The sequence below is a fragment of the Psychrobacter sp. CX14 genome, assembly GCF_057396205.2.
Window position 1 is genome coordinate 2,867,960 of sequence record NZ_CM183187.1, and the last position, 20,589, is coordinate 2,888,548.

The 20,589-nt window shown below is 42.2% G+C and carries 26 protein-coding genes, 1 tRNA gene and 1 pseudogene; 9 read left to right on the plus strand and 19 right to left on the minus strand.

Annotated features, from left to right (window positions below; genetic code table 11):
• Positions 1–6: 6 nt before the first annotated feature.
• From rplE to AC2SLO_RS11315, 19 genes and pseudogenes are all read right to left on the minus strand, one after another.
• Complete coding sequence (gene rplE / locus AC2SLO_RS11225) at positions 7–543, minus strand: 50S ribosomal protein L5 (protein ID WP_019671645.1); 537 nt, start codon at positions 541–543, stop codon at positions 7–9.
• Between the two features lie 21 nt (positions 544–564).
• Positions 565–882 (minus strand): 50S ribosomal protein L24, encoded by a 318-nt coding sequence (gene rplX, locus AC2SLO_RS11230; RefSeq protein WP_486541818.1) that lies wholly within the window; start codon positions 880–882, stop codon positions 565–567.
• 9 nt (positions 883–891) lie between these two features.
• A complete protein-coding gene (rplN, locus tag AC2SLO_RS11235) occupies positions 892–1,260 on the minus strand; it encodes a 50S ribosomal protein L14 (protein ID WP_007394238.1) in 369 nt (122 codons plus the stop codon).
• A 155-nt stretch (positions 1,261–1,415) separates the two neighbouring features.
• Entirely contained in the window at positions 1,416–1,691 is a 276-nt protein-coding gene (gene rpsQ, locus AC2SLO_RS11240) for a 30S ribosomal protein S17 (protein ID WP_486541816.1), read from the minus strand.
• Positions 1,691–1,885 (minus strand): 50S ribosomal protein L29, encoded by a 195-nt coding sequence (gene rpmC, locus AC2SLO_RS11245; RefSeq protein WP_028858245.1) that lies wholly within the window; start codon positions 1,883–1,885, stop codon positions 1,691–1,693. Before rpmC ends, rpsQ begins: the two co-directional genes overlap by 1 nt.
• Positions 1,885–2,298 carry a 50S ribosomal protein L16 gene (rplP, locus tag AC2SLO_RS11250; protein ID WP_486541814.1) on the minus strand — a complete coding sequence of 138 codons (414 nt, stop codon included), beginning with the start codon at positions 2,296–2,298 and terminating at the stop codon, positions 1,885–1,887. Before rplP ends, rpmC begins: the two co-directional genes overlap by 1 nt.
• Positions 2,238–3,039: pseudogene (rpsC, locus tag AC2SLO_RS11255) on the minus strand (30S ribosomal protein S3). The gene rplP and the pseudogene rpsC overlap by 61 nt, the downstream one beginning before the upstream one ends.
• 3 nt (positions 3,040–3,042) lie before the next feature.
• Complete coding sequence (gene rplV, locus AC2SLO_RS11260; RefSeq protein ID WP_026348696.1) at positions 3,043–3,372, minus strand: 50S ribosomal protein L22; 330 nt, start codon at positions 3,370–3,372, stop codon at positions 3,043–3,045.
• Positions 3,373–3,382: 10 nt separating this feature from the next.
• Positions 3,383–3,658, minus strand: a complete 276-nt coding sequence (rpsS, locus tag AC2SLO_RS11265) for a 30S ribosomal protein S19 (protein ID WP_486541811.1) — start codon at positions 3,656–3,658, stop codon at positions 3,383–3,385.
• An 11-nt stretch (positions 3,659–3,669) separates the two neighbouring features.
• Positions 3,670–4,500 carry a 50S ribosomal protein L2 gene (rplB, locus tag AC2SLO_RS11270; RefSeq protein ID WP_486541809.1) on the minus strand — a complete coding sequence of 277 codons (831 nt, stop codon included), beginning with the start codon at positions 4,498–4,500 and terminating at the stop codon, positions 3,670–3,672.
• A gap of 11 nt (positions 4,501–4,511) precedes the next feature.
• Entirely contained in the window at positions 4,512–4,862 is a 351-nt protein-coding gene (gene rplW / locus AC2SLO_RS11275) for a 50S ribosomal protein L23 (RefSeq protein ID WP_486541807.1), read from the minus strand.
• The gene (gene rplD / locus AC2SLO_RS11280) at positions 4,859–5,461 is read right to left on the minus strand and encodes a 50S ribosomal protein L4 (RefSeq protein WP_486541805.1); all 603 of its coding nucleotides are present in this window, start codon (positions 5,459–5,461) and stop codon (positions 4,859–4,861) included. The genes rplW and rplD overlap by 4 nt, the downstream gene beginning before the upstream one ends.
• Positions 5,462–5,475: 14 nt before the next feature.
• Complete coding sequence (gene rplC / locus AC2SLO_RS11285; protein WP_486541803.1) at positions 5,476–6,114, minus strand: 50S ribosomal protein L3; 639 nt, start codon at positions 6,112–6,114, stop codon at positions 5,476–5,478.
• Between the two features lie 98 nt (positions 6,115–6,212).
• Positions 6,213–6,524 (minus strand): 30S ribosomal protein S10, encoded by a 312-nt coding sequence (gene rpsJ / locus AC2SLO_RS11290; RefSeq protein ID WP_007394248.1) that lies wholly within the window; start codon positions 6,522–6,524, stop codon positions 6,213–6,215.
• A gap of 488 nt (positions 6,525–7,012) precedes the next feature.
• Positions 7,013–8,833: an Rne/Rng family ribonuclease gene (locus tag AC2SLO_RS11295; RefSeq protein ID WP_486541801.1), complete on the minus strand. Its 1,821-nt coding sequence runs from the start codon at positions 8,831–8,833 to the stop codon at positions 7,013–7,015.
• Positions 8,834–8,957: 124 nt separating this feature from the next.
• Positions 8,958–9,596 carry a Maf family protein gene (locus tag AC2SLO_RS11300; protein WP_486541799.1) on the minus strand — a complete coding sequence of 213 codons (639 nt, stop codon included), beginning with the start codon at positions 9,594–9,596 and terminating at the stop codon, positions 8,958–8,960.
• Positions 9,597–9,687: 91 nt separating this feature from the next.
• Positions 9,688–10,167: a rod shape-determining protein MreD gene (gene mreD / locus AC2SLO_RS11305; RefSeq protein WP_486541797.1), complete on the minus strand. Its 480-nt coding sequence runs from the start codon at positions 10,165–10,167 to the stop codon at positions 9,688–9,690.
• 96 nt (positions 10,168–10,263) lie between these two features.
• A complete protein-coding gene (mreC, locus tag AC2SLO_RS11310; RefSeq protein ID WP_486541795.1) occupies positions 10,264–11,181 on the minus strand; it encodes a rod shape-determining protein MreC in 918 nt (305 codons plus the stop codon).
• Between the two features lie 21 nt (positions 11,182–11,202).
• Complete coding sequence (locus tag AC2SLO_RS11315) at positions 11,203–12,231, minus strand: rod shape-determining protein (protein WP_486541793.1); 1,029 nt, start codon at positions 12,229–12,231, stop codon at positions 11,203–11,205.
• Positions 12,232–12,834: 603 nt separating this feature from the next.
• Here AC2SLO_RS11315 and gatC point away from each other — a divergent pair.
• The 9 genes from gatC (at position 12,835) to AC2SLO_RS11360 (ending at position 20,466) form a co-directional block, all read left to right on the plus strand.
• Entirely contained in the window at positions 12,835–13,176 is a 342-nt protein-coding gene (gatC, locus tag AC2SLO_RS11320; RefSeq protein WP_486541791.1) for an Asp-tRNA(Asn)/Glu-tRNA(Gln) amidotransferase subunit GatC, read from the plus strand.
• A gap of 138 nt (positions 13,177–13,314) precedes the next feature.
• On the plus strand, positions 13,315–14,814 hold the full coding sequence (gene gatA, locus AC2SLO_RS11325) for an Asp-tRNA(Asn)/Glu-tRNA(Gln) amidotransferase subunit GatA (RefSeq protein WP_486541789.1): 1,500 nt from the start codon (positions 13,315–13,317) through the stop codon (positions 14,812–14,814).
• Positions 14,814–16,334 (plus strand): Asp-tRNA(Asn)/Glu-tRNA(Gln) amidotransferase subunit GatB, encoded by a 1,521-nt coding sequence (gene gatB / locus AC2SLO_RS11330; protein ID WP_486541787.1) that lies wholly within the window; start codon positions 14,814–14,816, stop codon positions 16,332–16,334. Before gatA ends, gatB begins: the two co-directional genes overlap by 1 nt.
• A gap of 55 nt (positions 16,335–16,389) precedes the next feature.
• Positions 16,390–16,466: transfer RNA gene (locus AC2SLO_RS11335), tRNA-Pro, on the plus strand.
• 163 nt (positions 16,467–16,629) lie between these two features.
• Positions 16,630–17,853, plus strand: a complete 1,224-nt coding sequence (locus tag AC2SLO_RS11340) for a tyrosine-type recombinase/integrase (RefSeq protein WP_486541785.1) — start codon at positions 16,630–16,632, stop codon at positions 17,851–17,853.
• An 88-nt stretch (positions 17,854–17,941) separates the two neighbouring features.
• Entirely contained in the window at positions 17,942–18,751 is an 810-nt protein-coding gene (locus AC2SLO_RS11345; protein WP_486541783.1) for a hypothetical protein, read from the plus strand.
• A 130-nt stretch (positions 18,752–18,881) separates the two neighbouring features.
• Positions 18,882–19,175, plus strand: coding sequence for a helix-turn-helix transcriptional regulator (locus tag AC2SLO_RS11350; protein ID WP_486541781.1), 294 nt, complete (start codon positions 18,882–18,884; stop codon positions 19,173–19,175).
• On the plus strand, positions 19,168–19,431 hold the full coding sequence (locus AC2SLO_RS11355; protein WP_486541779.1) for a hypothetical protein: 264 nt from the start codon (positions 19,168–19,170) through the stop codon (positions 19,429–19,431). Before AC2SLO_RS11350 ends, AC2SLO_RS11355 begins: the two co-directional genes overlap by 8 nt.
• 468 nt (positions 19,432–19,899) lie before the next feature.
• Positions 19,900–20,466 carry a YagK/YfjJ domain-containing protein gene (locus tag AC2SLO_RS11360; protein WP_486541777.1) on the plus strand — a complete coding sequence of 189 codons (567 nt, stop codon included), beginning with the start codon at positions 19,900–19,902 and terminating at the stop codon, positions 20,464–20,466.
• Positions 20,467–20,589: the final 123 nt, after the last annotated feature.

Genomic DNA, 20,589 nt, shown 5'->3' on the forward strand with positions numbered 1-20,589 from the left:
TTATTCCTATTTGAATGGGAAGCCGAATGCTTTAAGCAGTGCGCGACCCTGCTCGTCATCCTGAGCAGATGTCGTGATAGTGATATCAAGCCCACGAAGGCGATCAATCTTGTCATAATCAACTTCTGGGAAAACGATTTGCTCTTTAATACCTAACGAGTAGTTACCACGACCGTCGAATGCTTTTGGAGAAAAGCCACGGAAGTCACGGATACGTGGGATAGCAATAGCAATGAGACGATCTAAAAACTCATACATTTGCTCGCCACGAAGTGTCACTTTACAACCAATTGGCCATTCTTCACGAATTTTAAAGCCTGCGACAGATTTACGAGCTTTAGTGATGACCGGCTTCTGACCTGCAATTGCAGTCATGTCCGCTACGGCACCTTCTAAAAGCTTCTTGTCTTGTGAAGCACCGCCAACACCCATGTTAAGAGTAATTTTGGTAATTTTTGGTACTTGCATGACGTTTTCTAAGCCCAGTTCTTCTTTGATCTGCTGCTTGTACTGGTCATTGTATAATGATTTTAATCTAGCCATTGCTATTACACCCTTAGTGTTTTACGCAGTCGCCACTACTTCACCGTTTGAGCGATAGACACGTTGTTTGTTGCCTTCATCGTCAAACTGATAAGTAATACGATCAGCTTTTTGGGTTTGCGCATTAAAAATTGCGACGTTTGAGATATGTAAAAATGCTTCTTGCTTAATAATGCCACCTTCAGCACCAGTTGCCGCATTTGGCTTTTGGTGTTTGGTTACAATATTAATACCTTCAACTTTAATACGGTCATTTTTTACCGCTAGCACAGTGCCTTGTTTGCCTTTATCTTTACCAGCAATAACAAGAACAGTGTCGCCTTTACGTAATTTAGCCATGGGTTACCTCTACAGTACTTCTGGTGCTAGTGATACAATCTTCATGAATTGATCACCACGTAGTTCACGAGTTACCGGCCCAAAGATACGAGTGGCAATCGGGGCTTTATTCTGGTTAAGCAATACAGCGGCGTTGTCATCAAAGCGAAGTACTGAACCATCTGGACGACGTACACCTTTTTTGGTACGTACAACCACAGCATTCATTACATCGCCTTTCTTAACACGACCACGTGGAATTGCTTCTTTAACAGATACTTTAATGATGTCGCCTACAGAGGCATAACGACGATGTGAACCGCCAAGAACCTTAATACACTGTACACGTCGTGCACCACTATTATCTGCAACTTCCAGAATTGTTTCAGTCTGAATCATCGCGTTACTCCAATCATATACAACAGGCAATAACTATACTGGTGGAATCACCCCTACTCATCATTAAAACGATGATTCTGGAACGACTTCACTTATCTGGTATGTCACCACAAGGGGGCGTATTCTACCAGTTATTAATGCCAATTGCAATTTGCTTATATTTTTTCCGCTGTTTCCACAACGTCAACTAATTTCCAAGACTTAGTCTTAGAGATTGGGCGTGTTTCAGCAATACGAACCACATCCCCTTCTTTACAGACATTGTTTTCATCGTGGGCTTTAATTTTTGTAGAACGACGGATCTGTTTGCCATATAGTGGGTGACGAACTTTACGTTCGATTAGCACTGTAATAGACTTATCCATCTTGTTACTGACAACCTTACCAGTAACAATACCTACACCTTCGGTTTGTTGAATATCGTTACTCATTAGGCGCCTCTTTGTTTCTCATTAATCAAAGTCTTAATCTGAGCAATCGCACGGCGATTTGCTTTGACTTCGTGTGTGCTACCTAGTTGACCGGTGGCTTTTGCCATACGAAGACGGAAAGCGTCAAGTTGCTTCTCATCTAGTAATCCAGTCAGCTCTTCTACTGATTTGTCTCGTAATTCACTGATCTTCATTACATTATCGTCCGCTTAACAATGGTAGTTTTGAAGGGAAGTTTAGCGGCTGCTAGCGTGAACGCTTCGCGTGCTAATTCTTCTGATACCCCTTCGATCTCATAAAGCATTTTACCTGGTTTGATTTCGCATACCCAGTACTCAACAGGACCTTTACCTTTACCCATACGAACTTCTAATGGTTTTTCAGTAATTGGTTTGTCAGGGAATACACGAATCCAGATTTTACCACCGCGTTTAACTTTACGAGTAATAGCACGACGTGCTGCTTCAATTTGACGAGCGGTCATACGGCCACGTCCAACTGATTTTAGGCCAAATTGACCAAATGCAACAGTGCTACCACGATGAGCTAAACCCGTGTTACGCCCTTTGAACATTTTACGAAATTTGGTACGTTTTGGTTGTAACATAGCTTAACCTCTATCTGTGTTTGCTCTGTCGGAATTGCGACGGTTACCACGGCCGCGACGTTTTGGAGCGCGAGATTTATCTTCTTTAGGAGGATTATAAACGCTATCCATACCATCTAGAATCTCACCACGGAAAATCCATACTTTAACACCAATGGTTCCGTAAGTTGTCTCAGCGCGGATTGATGCATAATCAATGTCAGCACGAAGCGTATGTAAAGGTACACGACCTTCACGATACCATTCAGTACGTGCAATTTCAGCACCACCTAAACGACCAGACAGCTCAACTTTAATACCTTGAGCGCCAGAACGCATGCTGTTTTGTACGGCGCGCTTCATAGCGCGGCGGAACATAACACGGCGTTCTAACTGGCTTGCGATACCTTCAGCAACAAGGCGGGCATCTAAATCTGGAGAAGTAATTTCTTCGATATTAACCTGAGCTGGTACGCCCATCATTTTGGTTAATTCTTTCTGTAGCTTCTCAATATCCTCGCCTTTCTTACCAATTACGATACCAGGACGAGCCGTTGAAATTGTGATCTTAGCAGCGCCAGTAGGACGCTCGATCATAATATGGCTTACCATAGCATTGTCTAACTTCTTGCGAAGGTAATCACGTACTTGGATATCGTTGATTAGGTATTCAGAATATTGTTTTGGGTCTGCATACCAGTTAGCGTTGTGTTTTTTTACAACACCAAGACGAATTCCGATTGGATGTACTTTTTGTCCCATGAATTATTCTCCTACCTTAACAGTAATGTGACAGGTACGCTTACTGATACGATCAGCACGACCCTTTGCACGTGGTAGGATACGCTTTAGCGTGATGCCTTCATCCACATAGATAGTTGATACTTTAAGTGTATCAATATCTAAACCGTGGTTGTGTTCAGCATTGGCAATAGCAGACTCAAGACATTTCTTGACGAATACTGCGCCTTTTTTGTTGCTGAACGCAAGGATATCCAAAGCACGCTCAATAGACTTACCACGAATCTCATCTGCGACAAGTCGAACTTTCTGTGCCGAAATGGCGGCACCGCGTAATTTTGCAGTTACTTCCATAGTGAGCACCTTATTTTTTTGCTTTCTTGTCAAAGCCATGACCGCGATACGTACGGGTCGGGGCAAATTCACCTAGTTTATGGCCAACCATTTGCTCACTAATGATAACCGGTACATGAGTACGGCCATTATGAACAGAAATTGTTAAACCAACCATTTGTGGCAGAATCATCGAGCGACGTGACCAAGTTTTGATTGGCTTACGTGAGTTAGACTCAAGAGCGTTCTCTACTTTGGCAAACAGATGCGCATCAATGAATGGACCTTTTTTCAATGAACGAGGCATGAAATTTTCCTTTATTTCTTCTTGGCGCGACGGCGACGGATGATCATACTGTCAGTACGCTTATTAGAACGCGTTTTAAGACCTTTGGTCTTCTGACCCCATGGCGTTGTTGGATGTTTACCCATAGTACGACCTTCACCACCACCATGTGGGTGATCAACTGGGTTCATCGCTGTACCGCGAACCGTTGGGCGAACACCACGCCAGCGTGATGCACCTGCTTTACCAAGTGATTTTAGGTTGTTTTCAGTATTTGAAACTTCACCGATAACAGCACGGCAATTCACGTGTACACGGCGAGTCTCGCCTGAACGTAAACGTAAGATTGCATAGATGCCATCTTTACCAAGTAACTGAACTGATGCACCAGCTGAGCGAGCTAATTGCGCGCCTTTACCGATTTTTAGTTCAACGTTACTAATAACAGAACCTACTGGAATATTTTTTAATGGTAGGCAGTTACCTGGACGGATAGGTGAAGTCTCACCTGACAATACAGTATCACCAACGCTAAGTTTTTTAGGGGCGATAATGTAACGACGCTCACCATCAGCATACTTAAGTAATGCAATATGCGCTGTACGGTTAGGATCGTATTCGATACGCTCTACCGTCGCTGGGATATTGTCTTTAGTACGCTTGAAATCGATAATACGATAATGTTGCTTGTGTCCACCACCAATGTGACGTGTTGTGATACGACCATTGTTGTTACGACCACCTGATTTGCCTTGTGCTTCAACAAGCGGCGCATGCGGACGACCTTTGTAAAGGTGTGGATGCACCACTTTTTCAACAAAACGGCGACCTGGTGATGTTGGCTTTGCTTTTACGATAGGCATGAGTTGTATCCTTATTCGTTGTTCGCTGTTTCGCTAGTAGAAGGTGCAGTTTCTGCAACGTCTTCACCAGCATCAGCCATTTGTACATCTTGACCAGCTTTTAAGGTAACATAGGCTTTTTTATAGTCATTACGACGACCGATGCTCTTACCAAAACGCTTTGTCTTACCTTTAACATTTAAGGTGTTTACTTTAGTAACTTCCACACCTTCAAACATTAACTCGACTGCTTTCTTGATTTCACGCTTAGTGGCGTTTCCATCTACTTTGAAAACTTGAACACCTAGCGAGTCACCTAACAGCTGAGATTTTTCTGAGAACACAGGCCCTTTTAAGACCTGATAAAGTCTTGCGTTATTCATGCTAGTGCTTCCTCAAATTGTTTCGCTGCGTCAACAGACATGATGACTTTATCAAACGCAATCAAGCTAACTGGATCCACTTCGTTAGTGCCTAGAACATTCACATGTGGAATGTTACGAGCCGCTAAATATAAGTTTTCAGAAACTTCATTGGTCACGATTAATGCTCTTGGTGCATTCAGTTCTTCTAACTTGCTGATTAGCTCTTTCGTCTTAGGAGCTGAGATATTAATATCTTCAACTAAAATTAGACGATCTTGGCGAACTAATTCGGCTAAGATACACTGCATCGCACCGCGATACATTTTACGGTTCACTTTTTGTGACCAGTCTTGTGGCTTAGCAGCAAATGCTCGACCACCACCACGCCAGATTGGGCCACGGATAGAGCCTGCACGTGCACGGCCTGTGCCTTTTTGACGCCATGGCTTCTTACCACCGCCAGAAACTTCAGCACGAGTCTTTTGTGCGCGTGTACCCTGACGTGCGCCTGCTAAATATGCAGTGACGACCTGGTGAACGAGGGCTTCGTTGAATTCACGACCAAATGCCGTGTCAGACAGCTCAACCGCTGCGCCTGTAACAGTTTTTAAATTCACGTTAATCCCCTTGCTTAGGCTTTGATTGACGGACGTACGATGACATCGCCACCATTGGCGCCTGGAATGGCACCTTTAATGACGAGAAGACCTTTTTCAGCGTCTACTGACACGACTTCAAGTCCTTGAACGGTAACTTGTTTGTTACCCATTTGCCCTGGCATTTTCTTACCTTTGAAAACTTTACCTGGACTTTGGTTCTGACCTGTAGAACCCAGCGCGCGATGCGATACTGAGTTACCGTGAGTAGCATCTTGCATACTAAAGTTATGACGTTTTACGCCACCTTGGAAGCCTTTACCTTTGCTTTGACCTGTTACATCAACAAGTTGCCCTGTTTCAAATAGATCAGCAGCAATTTCGCTACCCGCTTCACGTCCTTCTAGCTCTTCTTCTGTAACACGAAATTCCCACATACCACGGCCGGCTTTAACGCCTGCTTTAGCGAAGTGACCTTTTTGTGCTGCTGTTACGCGGCTGTCACGTCGTACGCCTGTGGTGACTTGAATGGCTTGATAGCCGTCAGTGTCATTCGTTTTTATTTGAGTAATGCGGTTTGCATCGACCTCAACAACTGTTACAGGGATAGAAGCGCCTGTTTCAGTGAAGACACGGGTCATGCCGCATTTCTTACCGACTAAACCGATCGCCATGTTAAACCTCTTTATATCTTCAATTAATAGTTTGGGTAATTTTTACTAAGTCGCTCTATATTAATCAGTACGCATTAATTAGTGACGTACTTATTTGATTAACCCAATGCGATTTGAACGTCTACACCAGCAGCCAAGTCCAATTTCATCAATGCGTCAACTGTTTTATCAGTCGGTTGCACGATGTCAAGCATACGCTTGTGAGTACGAATCTCGTACTGATCTCGCGCGTCTTTGTTGACGTGTGGCGAGGTTAGGACATTGAAACGCTCTATGCGAGTAGGCAACGGTACAGGACCACAAACTTGCGCACCAGTGCGCTTTGCGGTATCGACAATCTCTTGTGCCGACTGATCGATCAATCTATGATCAAAAGACTTTAGTCGGATACGGATTCTCTGGTTAGCCATGCCAGCAAGCTCCTAATAAATGGTTTTATCTGTGATTATTGCCCTAATGACAGTAATCGATGATAAATAGCCGTTATATAAATGATTCATTTTTTGGTCAAATAATGATTAAAACCACATCTAACAATACAAAAAACAAAATAAGTTTAATCCTTGCCCACCATTTCCATTTAGGAAGGTAGCAAAGAAGAATGAAATTAGTGCCGGAAACGATGCTCCAGCTGTATTAACGTCAAGCTTTAGAAGTGTTGATTGTTTAAATACGTTACCGTATTTTCACTTGCATCCACTTGAAACGCTCATATAAATTCAGTGGTGTGTATTATACACAGCTCACAGATGATTGCAAGTTTAATATTTATTACTAACCGCTTTAAACTCGGGCTTAGCAGCAATATTTACAGATTAATAACATTTATTTTAAGCGGTTATTCGACTGCCTACTACCCTGCTTTACTTAATAATGAGTTTATAAATAATAGCTATAATTAGTCTAAAACGATGTCATATTGCTCTTGGGTGTACAGATTTTCGACTTCAAAAGTAATCACTTTGCCTACTAAATACTCTAAATCAGCAACCGTGTCCGCCTCAGACGATAGTAATAAGTCAATCACTGCCGCATGCGCCACCACTGTAAACTTCTTCGGTGAGTTATAAGTGCGTGCACAGCGCATGATTTCACGGAAAATCTCAAAACAAACCGTTTCAGCCGTTTTAATAAAGCCTTTGCCCTCACAGGTCTTACACGGCTCGCATAGCTGCTGTTCAAGCGATTCACGGGTGCGCTTACGGGTCATCTCAACCAGTCCAAGCTCACTGACCTGAGTAATTTTAGTTTTGGCATAATCTTGTGATAACTGATGCTGCAGACTCTCTAACACATCATCTTTATGCTCTTGCTCTAGCATGTCGATAAAGTCAAGAATAATGATACCACCTAAATTACGCAATCTCAGCTGTCTAGCAATGGCGTGAGTGGCTTCTAAGTTGGTTTTGTATACTGTGTCCTCTAAAGAGCGACCACCGACAAACGAGCCTGTATTGACATCAATGGTGGTCATCGCTTCGGTTTGATCAATAATCAGATAACCGCCAGATTTTAAATCGACACGGCGCTTGAGCGCATCGCGTAGGTCATCCTCAACACGGTGGACATCAAATAAAGGCTGCTCACCGGTATAGGGCAGAATACGCGGATAAACAAAGGGTACAAACTCTTTGGCAAACTGACGTACTTCGTTATACATGCCTTCGTTATCAACGATGACCTTTTCGGTATCGGCATGCACTAGATCGCGAATGGATCGTAGCGCTAAAGACAGCTCTTGATAGATGAGCACGGCAGTTTTATTACTAATCGCCGACTCTTCTTTTCGCGCTTGAATAGTACGCCACAGCTGTACAAGATAATAGATATCTTCTTCAAGCTTAGCGACGGGTACCCGCTCTGCGGCAGTACGAGCAATCAAACCACCGGTTAAACTCACTGTTTGCATTAGCTGCGACAGCTCCGTCTTTAAGCGAGTACGCTCTTCTTCATTATCAATACGCTGTGAAATACCGATGTGCTCGCTTGATGGTAGATACACGAGGTAGCGAGATGGTAAAGAGATATTAGTCGTTAGCCGTGCGCCCTTAGTACCCAATTGGTCTTTGGTGACCTGTACCAGTATTTTCTGACCTTCTTGCAGACGGTATTGAATCAACTCATGGCGCGGAGGCTCAATGATTTGTCGGTCTTTGGTCGTAGATGGCTTTGGATCTATTTGAGTGATGGCATTACCCACCGTATCTGGCAAGTCGCTATCTGATTGATTGGACTCATCTGCTAATGCCGATTGCTTTTCGCGTAACCCTGCTGACTCAACTTCTGCTTTCTTAAGAGCGGCCATGGTCATATTATTGGCATCTTTAGCATCACTGCTTTCAGAATTCACAACCGAACCGTTATCTGTCGCCACATTTTCGGCTAAATGCTCACAACGATCAACCGGCATACTGGTCAGTACGGTCGGTTCTCGTGTGACATGATGATGGGTAGTCGTTTCGGATGGTTTTTCTTTAGGAGGATTGCGCGGTACACGGCGCATATCATTGACATGTAAAAACGCAGTACGTGATTGACCAATATCTACAAAAGCGGCCTGCATACCCGGCAAAACACGCACCACAGTACCGAGATAAATATTGCCAACTAGACCTAGCTTATTGTGCCGCTCAATATAAATCTCGCTGACCACGCCATTATCCAAAACGGCAACTCGAGATTCCATTGGGCTGACATTAATGAGTAGCTCTTCTGACATAGCAGACCTTTTACCTTAATTATTCTATGAGTAGTGAAGCGTTATAATTATCGACGAGACATTGTTATATTTTTACTTGTTCTCAGTGTAGCACTGGCACCGATAAATTGTTATCTTTCGCCCATTATCGTTTATTAAATTTGTGTTGCAGCCTATCTATCGCCGCCAAGGTTTGCGCTAACGGCAGGCCTACCACATTAGTATAGCTGCCATTAATACGCTCTACCCAAGCAGCACCTTTGCCCTGAATCGCATAGCCGCCCGCTTTATCTTTCGGCTCACCGGTCGCCCAATACGCTTCCATCGCCTCTTCATTTAACTCAATAAAGACAACGTCTGTTTTTTCTAATACAGTCTCTGCATCTAGGACCTGACCAGTACTATCGATTACGGTTAATTGAACCGCTGTCCAAACACTATGACTATTAGCTGACATCTTTGACCACATCGCAAAGGCATCTGCCTTGTCAGTGGGCTTGACCAGAATACTATGCCCATCACTGAGCACGCCTATCGTGTCTGAGGTGATAATTAGACTATGATTGTCGTTATCATTATTTTCTTGATGCTGATTGAGCGTATTGATTAGTGATTGACATGCTTCTTTAGCTTTGGCACCCACCATGCGCACAATATAGTCTTGCGGTAATTCGTTAGTCTCTACTGTCTCATCTATTTCCACCGCTTGAGTCACAAAATCAAGCTCCGCCAATGACAGTAGTTGCCGACGTCTGGGCGAGGTAGAAGCAAGAATAATATTCATTATAAATCCAGTAGTCGTGTTTTTGGTAAAGCTAGAAATAGTTTGGGTTAATTAGCATCGGTTTAAGAGATAATCTTCTTTTAGAAAAAAGCTAGCGTCTAAAACGCACTAATGCTAAATAAACCAACGGCCACGTCACAATACTAACCAATAGACCAGAGATGCCGCCAGTAAAGAAGATATTTTGGGTGATATATTGTACCAACCACAATATAATTTGGAACACAATCAGCGCACCCGCTGCGACCAACCAAGTCATGGATAGATTAAGGTCTCGAATATATTGATTAATAAAACGAATCGCAAAAGCCATAACCACTGCCGCAAACCCTTGTTGCCCTAAACGCGTATCTAATAGTAAGTCGCAAATAATACCCACGATAAACGCTGTACCCACACCCACATATTTGGGTTTATAGATAAGCCAAAACACAAGCACCATGATAAGTGCCATAGGGCGTAGACTCGAAGCACTTAAACTCATGGGGTAGATATTAATGACAGATGCAATAACAAAGCTTGCAACAACAACCAGCAAGGCTTGCATCGGATTTAAGGAGGGTTTCATCATAATGCCGGTAGCACCTATTAGTGAACGCTTAGGCAGTCATTATAAGGTGATAGCCAATCGCTGGGAACAGTGATTTATACCACATTGTGACTTATATCAGGGTTCAGCGATACGGCTAGGCGGTACATAAGCCGGCTCGGTTAACTCTAAAGACTCTGTAAAAGTATCATCGGCATAGGTCGGTACATTTTCACTGTCTTGCATAATAAGCACGTAAGAGCTGTCAACAAAGTTGGCCGCTGGTGTGACTTTGACATTCAAGAAGTTATCTTTTTGAGTCGGGTTGATGTATTCAATACGTCCCACTCGGTAACCGGCTGGAAAACGTCCACCCAAACCTGATGAAACTAATTCATCCCCAATACGAATGTCAGAGGTCTTGAATATATAATCAAGACTCAACGCATTCGCAGAGCCTTGCCCCGACACAATTGCACGCTGGCCGGTACGTCTTACTGTCACTGATACCGATTGCAGCTCATCAGTAATCAGTAGCAAACGACTGGTATTAGGATAGACATTGATGATTTGGCCTAAGATACCATTTTCATCAATAGCGGTCTGACCCACTTCCACACCATCTTTACTGCCCTTATTAATCACCACGATTTGCTTAAGTGGATTGGTATCGGTACCAATTACTTGTGCTAAATTTAAATCGTATTGATCCGGCTTAGTCGTTGATAAGATGCCTTGCAGCCGTGCGTTTTGCGCCAGAATATAATCTTGCTGCTGTAATTTGGCTTGTGCATGCAATAATTGAGCATGCAGCTGTACGTTTTCACGGCGCAGCGACTCTTTACTCATCATAGTACCGTCAGCCCAATGACTGACAAAGGTCGGTAACACTGACAATTGATAAATAGGCTGCATAGCCGCATGACTGGTATCACGCACAGGCGTGAACCAGTCAGGATTTTTGCTATCTAAAAGCATTAATATCATCGCCACCAATAAAACGGCAGCGGTTTTGCGTAGCGATAGACTGTGTTGAGCAAAGATGCTTGTTGGCATATTAATTTACAAACTTATAGGCTACACGAAAATCATATTAAGGCTTTTATTATTAATAAAAGACAAAGCAGCACCGCCGCCACGACTTACGCAAGTTAATGGATCTTCTGCAACCGTTACTGGCAGGCCCGTCTCTTTTGACAATAATTTATCAAAGTTACGTAATAATGCGCCGCCACCTGTTAATACAATACCGCGCTCTGCGATATCAGAAGATAATTCTGGTGGGGTTTGCTCAAGTGCTGTCTTCACGGCACTAACAATACCGGTTAATGAATCGCTTAACGCTTTTTGAACTTCTTCAGAAGTGACCGTTAGCGTCTTAGGCACACCTTCCGCCATGCTACGACCACGCACTTCTACTTCAAGTTTGGCGTCTTCGTCAATGGCAGAACCTACGCTTTGCTTAATACGCTCAGCAGTGGTTTCACCAATCACACAGCCATGGTTGCGGCGAACGTGAGTGATAATCGCTTCATCAAAGATGTCACCACCGATACGGATAGAATCAGCGTATACACAGCCTGATAAAGAGATAACCGCAATCTCAGTGGTACCACCACCGATATCAACAACCATTGAGCCACTGGCTTCATGAACTGGCAAACCAGCACCGATTGCCGCTGCCATTGGCTCTTCTAATAAGAAAACTTTGTTCGCGCCAGCAGATGAAACCGCTTCACGAATCGCACGACGCTCTACTAGAGTAGATTTGCAAGGCACACAAACAATCACATTAGGCTGCGCTAAAAAACGCTTAGCTTTTACCTTAGTGATGAAGTGTTTTAACATCTTTTGAGTGACCTCAAAATCTGCAATCACACCGTCTTTCAAAGGACGAATCGCAGTAATGTTATCTGGCGTACGTCCCAGCATCTGCTTTGCATCGATACCAACAGCAGCAACCGTTGGGTTTTGAGTGCGATTACTACGCAAGGCAACCACGGTTGGCTCATCAAGAACCACCCCTTTGCCAGGCGTGTAAATTAAAGTATTGGCAGTACCAAGATCTATGGCGATATTGTTAGATAAAAATCCAAACGGGTTCATGTATCGTATTTCCAGCGTATTGCGAGTTAAGAAGGAGCCGTCATCATCAGGCGCATTAAATTAGCAGAGACAAATAAGGCTCTCAAACGAGTGGGTTTGATATACTAAATAATATTTTGAGATTTTGCCGAACAAATATAAGCAAATACTTTAACTAAAGTTAAGTATGACGACAAGAGTAAAACCAAAAAGTTTAGTGAAATATTAAATTGCTGCAAATTATAGCGCTTAATCGTGCATAAATCATGCGAATATCATATTTTTCATCATTGACTATGTGACTAATTTGCAACATCTCATGTCAGAACCATTACAACACCTTACTACTGACCCATATTGGTCCAAAAGTAATAACAATGACTATCTGACTTTTTGCTGTTATTTCAATAAATGTATTCCAACAAGTGTCGACTAATACTGAACAACATAAAGCATCTGATATTTGCTAGCGAATACAGAGGCCATTATCTAAACTACCTTTAACGTGGTGACCACTGAAAATAAGTGCCAGTTGCTTTATAATATACGCCACTTGCACCACCTATTATATTAATAACGCACAACTCCCTTAAATCACTCCCTTGATATAGGATAATTAGACTCATGACTGACAAATGCACCCCAGGTTCTGATGCACCTTTAAGCGACATCCGCGACGACAAAATCAGTACTGAAGACATCCTAGAAGTGGCCAGACTGTCTCGTTTAGCAGTTGATGACAACACGGCACAAGATTATGCCAATGACATTGATAAAATTTTAAAGATGATGCAGACCATTGCTAGTGTTGATACCGATCATCTAACGCCTTTAGCAAACGTACATGAAGCAGCCCAAGAGCTGCGCGCCGATATCCCGAATGCCGATATCGACCGTGAGTTAAACCAATCTATCGCGCCAGCCGTTGAGCAAGGACTGTATCTGGTGCCACAAGTTATCGAATAATGGCTGCTTAATAAAAGCTATCTAATAAATAAAAGCTAGGCGGCAAAATATAAACGTTAATGAACCCGCCGCTTAATACTAATAGCGATAACTATATTTTTAATCTTATCCTTTTCACTTAACAAATGGACACCCAATATGTCTGACCTACATCATTTATCCATTGCCCAGCTGGCAGATGGCTTAAAAAGCCAGCAGTTTAGCAGTATGGAATTAACCGACCACTTCTTAAAACGCATCAACACCTTAGATAAAAAGATTAATAGCTTTATCACCGTTGATGACGAAGGTGCTCGCGAAGCGGCTAAAGCAGCCGATGAAAAACGCAGCTCTGGTGATACCTCTGCCCTATTAGGTATTCCAATGGCGCACAAAGACTTATTTTGTACCAAAGGTCTATTAACCACCTCTGGTTCAAAAATGTTGCACAACTTCGTATCCCCTTACGATGCAACTGTGGTTGCTAATATTCGTGAAGCTGGTGCGGTGTGCTTAGGTAAGCTGAACATGGATGAATTTGCCATGGGCTCAGACAACCAAAGCTCTTATTATGGTGCGGTACATAATCCTTGGGATTTAAATCGTGTGCCTGGTGGCTCATCTGGGGGCTCTGCTGCTGCCGTTGCTGCAGGTTTTGTACCCTTTGCTACCGGTAGTGACACGGGTGGTTCTATTCGTCAGCCCGCGTCATTTTGCGGTTTAACGGGTATCAAACCAACCTATGGCCGTGTATCACGCTTCGGTATGATTGCGTATGCCTCAAGCTTAGATCAGGCCGGTACCTTCGGCCGATCAGCAGAAGATTGTGCTTATTTGCTACAGCCTATGGCCGGTCATGACCCACGCGACGCGACCTCTATCAAGCGCAATGTACCAGATTATGTTGCCAATATGCATACTGCCGCAAAAGATGCAGATGCCAGCAAACCTTTTGCTGGTCTACGCATTGGTGTGGCAAAAGAATACTTTGATAAAGGCTTAGACTCTGAGGTAGAAGCCAATGTTCGTTCGGCATTAAAACAGTACGAAGACTTGGGCGCGACTATTGTTGAGGTAAACATCACTGATCCAGAGATTACCCTAGCTACTTATTATATGTTAGCGCCAGCAGAAGCATCATCAAACCTATCTCGCTTTGATGGGGTTCGTTTTGGCTATCGCTGTGAAGATCCAAAAGACCTAGCAGATTTATATACCCGCTCTCGTTCAGAAGGTTTTGGTGCTGAGGTTCAGCGCCGTATCCTAATGGGTACTTACGCCCTATCAGCCGGTTACTGCGATGCCTATTACAACAAAGCGCAAAAAGTACGTCGTCTAATCTTGCAAGACTTTAAAGATGCCTTTGAGAAGTGCGATGTGATTGCGAGCCCAACTGCACCAACCGCAGCGTATGAATTAAACACAGCGCTTGACCCAGTGACTATGTATTTAGGTGACGTCTATACCATCGCGGTGAACCTGGCCGGTCTGCCTGCGATTAGCATGCCGGCCGGTTTAACAGATGCCGGTTTACCGGTCGGTTTACAGCTTATCGGCAAGCACTGGGATGACAGCAAACTGTTATCAACTGCACACCTATTCCAGCAACATACTGACCATCACACCAAGCTATCTGCTACTGCACAGGAGAGCATCTAATGACTGCTATCACTGAAAGCAACACCACACACCAGCCCGTTCGTAAAGAATTACTTGTTGATGGCTACGAAGTGGTCATTGGTATTGAGATTCACTGTCAGCTTAATACTGACAGTAAGATTTTCTCAAGCTCACCGACTAAATTTGGTAATGAGCCAAACACCCAAGCCAATATCGTTGATTTGGGCTTGCCCGGTGTTTTGCCTGTACTAAACGAAGGACTTATCGCGCGTGCCTTAAAATTTGGTATTGGGGTGAATGCGGAACTGGGTATGCTAAATACCTTTGACCGTAAGAACTACTTCTACCCTGACTTACCAAAAGGTTATCAAATTACCCAGATGGCTAATCCTATCGTGGGTAAAGGCTATATTGACGTTATCGTTAATGAAGGCGAGAAAAACGAATACAGCAAACGTATTGGTATCACACGCGGTCACTTAGAAGAAGATGCCGGTAAATCTGTACATGACGCGGTTGCTGGCATGACTGGTGTCGATTTAAACCGTGCTGGCACGCCACTAATTGAGATTGTGTCTGAACCAGACATGCGTTCAGCGAGCGAAGCGGTTGCGTATATCAAGGCTATCCATCAGCTAGTCACATGGCTTGATATCTCAGATGCCATCATGGCTGAAGGTTCATTCCGCTGCGACTGTAACGTATCTGTTCGCCAGCCTGGCGAAGAATTTGGTACCCGTACCGAGCTTAAAAACCTAAACTCATTCCGTAACATTGAAAATGCGATTAAACGTGAAATTGAACGTCAAATCGATATTATCGAGGACGGCGGAAAAGTAGTCCAAGCAACTATGTTGTATGACCCAGAGGCGGACGAAACCCGTATCATGCGCACCAAAGAAGATGCGGACGATTACCGCTACTTCCCTGACCCTGACTTGCTACCTGTCCGTATCGAGCAAGAAACCGTTGATGCCATCCGTGCAGCGATGCCAGAGTTACCTGTAACTCGCCGTACCCGCTTTGAAGAAGAGCTTGGCCTATCAGAATATGATGCTCGTGTACTGACTGATAGCCGTGACCTCGCTGATTACTTCGAGACAGTGCTTGAGTCTGTAGGTACTGAGCATGCTAAGCTAACCGCGAACTGGATGATGGGTGAGTTACTTGGCGCGCTAAATAAAGAAGACAAAGGCATCACTGAATCGCCTATCTCTGAAGCGCAGCTGGCAGGTCTATTAAAACGCTTAAATGACAATACGCTATCTGGCAAATTGGCTAAGCAAGTATTCACTGCGATGTATGAGGGTGAAGGCGGTACAGACGCTGATGCAGCAGATAAGATTATTGAAGCCAAAGGTCTAAAGCAAGAAACTGATACTGGCGCAATTAAAGCGATGGTTGAGGAGGTTATCGCCAATAATCAGCAAATGGTTGATGAGTATAAAGGCGGTAAAGAGAAGGCGTTTAACGGCCTGGTTGGTCAAGTAATGAAAGCCAGCCGCGGTAAAGCCAATCCGCAACAAGTAAATCAGATTCTAAAAGAGTTATTGGGCTAAATAGTTGCTTTAATACTTGCATTAAAAGCAATTATGAGTAAAATAGTTTGACCATCGGGGCGTAGCGCAGTCTGGTAGCGCACTACACTGGGGGTGTAGGGGTCGCAGGTTCAAATCCTGCCGTTCCGACCAAACATAATATTAGGGTAGACCGTCAATGACTGTCTACCCTTTTATTTGCCTGCTATTCAGGACATTCCCGTTACACGATACTCCATTGTAATCCATAGTAATCCACGTTATTTGTTGGTACTATCGTTGGTATTGATTAATTCTCATAGGGATAATACCAACAATGAGCCTAACTGACCGCAAAGTTAAGGGGTTTAAGCCTACTCCAAAATCTATTGAAACTAAACGTCTTGATAAATATAGCGATTCTCAAGGTTTACAGATATGGGTACGTTATACAGGTGTGAAATCTTGGATAAGTGCTTATCGTTGGCAAGGTAAACAGCAAACCCTTACCTTAGGTACATATCCGAATCTAAGCCTTGCTGAAGCTCGCCAGCGTAACCTAGAAATCAAAAAGCTAGTAAGCGAAGGTATCAATCCAAAGCAAGCTAAGAAACAGCAGGAAGCAAAACGAGACGGTACGAGAACTTTTGATACTATTGCTCAACGCTGGCATGAAAACCGTAAAGCACATATAGCACAGACTACATACAGTCGTGATTATTCAATGTATTTACGAGACATTAAGCCCGTTCTAGGTAACCTAGATATAGATACAATTACATCGCCTGAAGTTTTATCAATAGGTAAGGCAGTTGAAGCCCGTGGTGCTACTGATATGGCTAGACGCTCTATGCGACAAGTAGGACAGATATTTAAACAAGCTATTCGTGAAGGAATAGTAACGACTAATCCAGCTAACGACCTAACCGAAGCTTTACAACCTCATAAGGTCAAGCACCATGCACGAATCTCAATTCAAGAACTACCTAAGTTGTTGGATGCTATAGATAACTATGGAGGAGATGTATTAGTCAGATATGGTTTAAGGTTTATGTGCTACACATTTCTTCGGACACAAGAACTAAGGCTTTTAGAATGGGATGAAATTGATTATCAAGAAAAAATGTTAAGGATTCCAGCCGATAAAATGAAAATGGATAGACCTTTCCTTGTACCTCTAGCACCTCAAACCTTAAAGATATTAAAAGATATCCAAAAATTAGGTTTTTCTGATAAATATGTTTTCTTCAACACTTCTACTCACAAACCTTATAGTACTAACGCCTTTATTACTGCTTTATGGCGTATGGGTTATAAAGGTAGAATGACTGGTCATGGCTTTAGAGGACTCGCCAGCACTACTCTCCATGAGCTTGGTTATATGCATGAAGCCATAGAACTGCAAATCGCCCATGAGCAAGAAAACAAGGTCAGCAAAGCCTATAATGGTGCTCAACACTTGCGTTACCGTAAAAAAATGATGAAAGATTGGGCTGATTACATTGATAGGGCTAGAACTGGTGAGATTAGTCACCCTGTTCTTGAATCAATCTCTCCTTAAAGAATGTAGTTCCAAGAAAACCCTACTATTCATTTATAGTGTAGTTAATTCTTCCTATCTTCTATCAAACAAATTAACTAGGATTACCATGACTGAGAAACTTTTAACGTATGAAGAGTTTAGACAGTTATTAACTACCCATAACTATCTATGGAATACTAGAGAAACCAGAGACCTCATTTTAGATGCTCTAACCAAACGCAAACTTACGCCAGTATTCCATTATGAAGGCAAAATTTCTGCGTGCTATTTTATAAATATGGATTCAGAAGAAGAATGCGAAGTAGTGAAAGAAACTACTCATCTTTTAAAAGGTTACTTTTATCTGAGTAGCTATAATTATGTTGATTTCTATGTAGATGCCTTTAAAAACCCTGATTTTGGTTTAGATATAGCTGACTTATCTGTTATGACATATAGCATATATGGCACTCCAGCGCCTTTATTAAGTGTAGTAGAACGTTGCGATAACAATATAGAATTATGTCAACTATACATTAAAGACCATTTAAGACTTAATGTTGATAAATTAGTATATCCAGTCAACCAAGTATATAAGCTTCTTAAATCTGATTTGAAACAACCTAATTCACAAATAATAGTCGCTTTAGAAAAGGAAAACGAAACCCTAAGACACCGCTTAAATGAACTTGAAGACAAACTAAACACCACTACACAAAGCGCTAGAAAATTGCAACCTGAAGGTCAAGGCGACTCATTACTGATACTAGGTGCAGTTATGGGAAGCATTAAAGCAGTAGCAAAACAGAATTATACGCAAGAAAGCCTTATATCTACTATCCTTGACCAATATTCACAGGTATCTGGCATATCCGAAAGCACTTTGAAAAAGAAAATATCTGAAGCTAAAAACCATTTGAAACAAAGGCTTAACTAAACAATTCTTTCTATAGAAATAATGATTCTTTCTATAGAAAGGATTAGTAGCAAGTGAACTCTTAATATGTAGTTTCTCAACCATAGCTAACCAGCATGGTTGTTAAACCACCATTACGGAGTAACTAGTTATGCCTAGTCCTGAAACATTAAACTTTTCTTATCATGCTTTAAATACTGAAACACCTCTTCCTACGCTTGCCAGCCCAAAGACTTTGTCTACAGTTGGTATGAGTAGAGCAAGTCAAATCTTACCTTTTCTTCCCTTCGGAAGTTCCACCTTATGGGCATGGTCGAAAGATGGACGCTTCCCAGCGCCAGTAAAGCTATCCCCTACTATAACTGCTTGGCATAATACCGATGTACTAAATTGGCTTCACCAGCTAAATAGCCCTTCTGATGAGATTGAGGCATCTAATGATTAAAATAAATAAGATGCAACGGGTAAAAGAATCATTATTGCAAGGACATAAATTAACAGGCAAACATTTAATGCTGGAATATCAATGTTTGGCTTACCGAAATGTTATTTACCGATTGCGTAAACAAGGCTTATGCATTCAGACAAAAATGATAGGTAAATCAAAATATGCCATTTACTGGATGGAATTAGAAGATATTAAGCAATATAACCAGCAGATACCATTCATTACTACTATGAATAGAGGGGTAACGAAATGAACGCTACCCGATGTAATCGCTTTAATAGTTGTAATGCCCCTATTTGTCCCCTTGATAGCAATTTTCTTAATCGCATACATCTTAGAGATGAATCAACTTGCTACTATTTGAGGGAGGCTATTAAAAAAGGAGGATTGACAAAAATAAGAGGGGCTATAGGTGTATCAGCTAGTTTAAAGGTGAAGATATGCCTTAATAGTGTCTTATCAACGCATAGCCCCCCTAAGTTTGGCAAACTAGCTAAGAAACTAGGAGTATCTATGCGTACTAAAAGCCGTCTTAAAAGAACTAGTGATTAATTCTATCAGTTGAGAGTTGCCAATATTGTACCCTTATTTTCTATTCTGATAATACGTTCAATAGCTATTAACGGTAGCTATCAGGCGTATTATTAGACACTATTAAATAGGTCGGTATTTCATAATATCTATAGGCTTCATAACTATAATTACTAGTTCAGGCTATCATATGAGACAGTTAACATATGCCAGCTTAATTGAGCTAGATGAAAAACAGCTACCTATAAATACTAGTGCTGGACGTGGTTGCTACACTGAAATATTAACAGCTTTATACCGTGAAATGAAAGCCCTCTTAGCTCATCATAGCAAAGTCTTATTTTTTAGGCTTGATATTAAGATACTTAAATATACACCTGATAACGCTATCATGAGCAAGTTGATGAGGCAGTTAAAGAAATGGCTTAAAAGAAGGTATAGGACTAAGAGAATTGGTCATTTATGGGTAAGAGAGCTCGAAAAAGCAGAGCATCAACATTACCATTTGATAGTGATGGTAGATGGTAACAAGGTTAGGCATCCTAAACGGATAATAGAACGTATTGAGGAACTAGCATACCTTAATGATTTACCTAAGCCTTATACACCTAAGAACTGTTATTACCTACTAACTCGATTGAATCAAAATATTTTTAATAAGGCATTTTATAGAGGGAGCTATTTAGCTAAAGAACGTGGGAAAGGTTATAAGGGAAAGACTGCTAATAATTATTCAGCCAGTCGTATCAAAAATTAACTATTTAAACAATGAACAGTCTTGAAAAGCTGTTCATTTAGCTGTTCGATAATCTATAACATATTGATTTTAATGATATTTTATAATTCTTAGTGTTCAGTATTTAACTACTCTACATCAGCC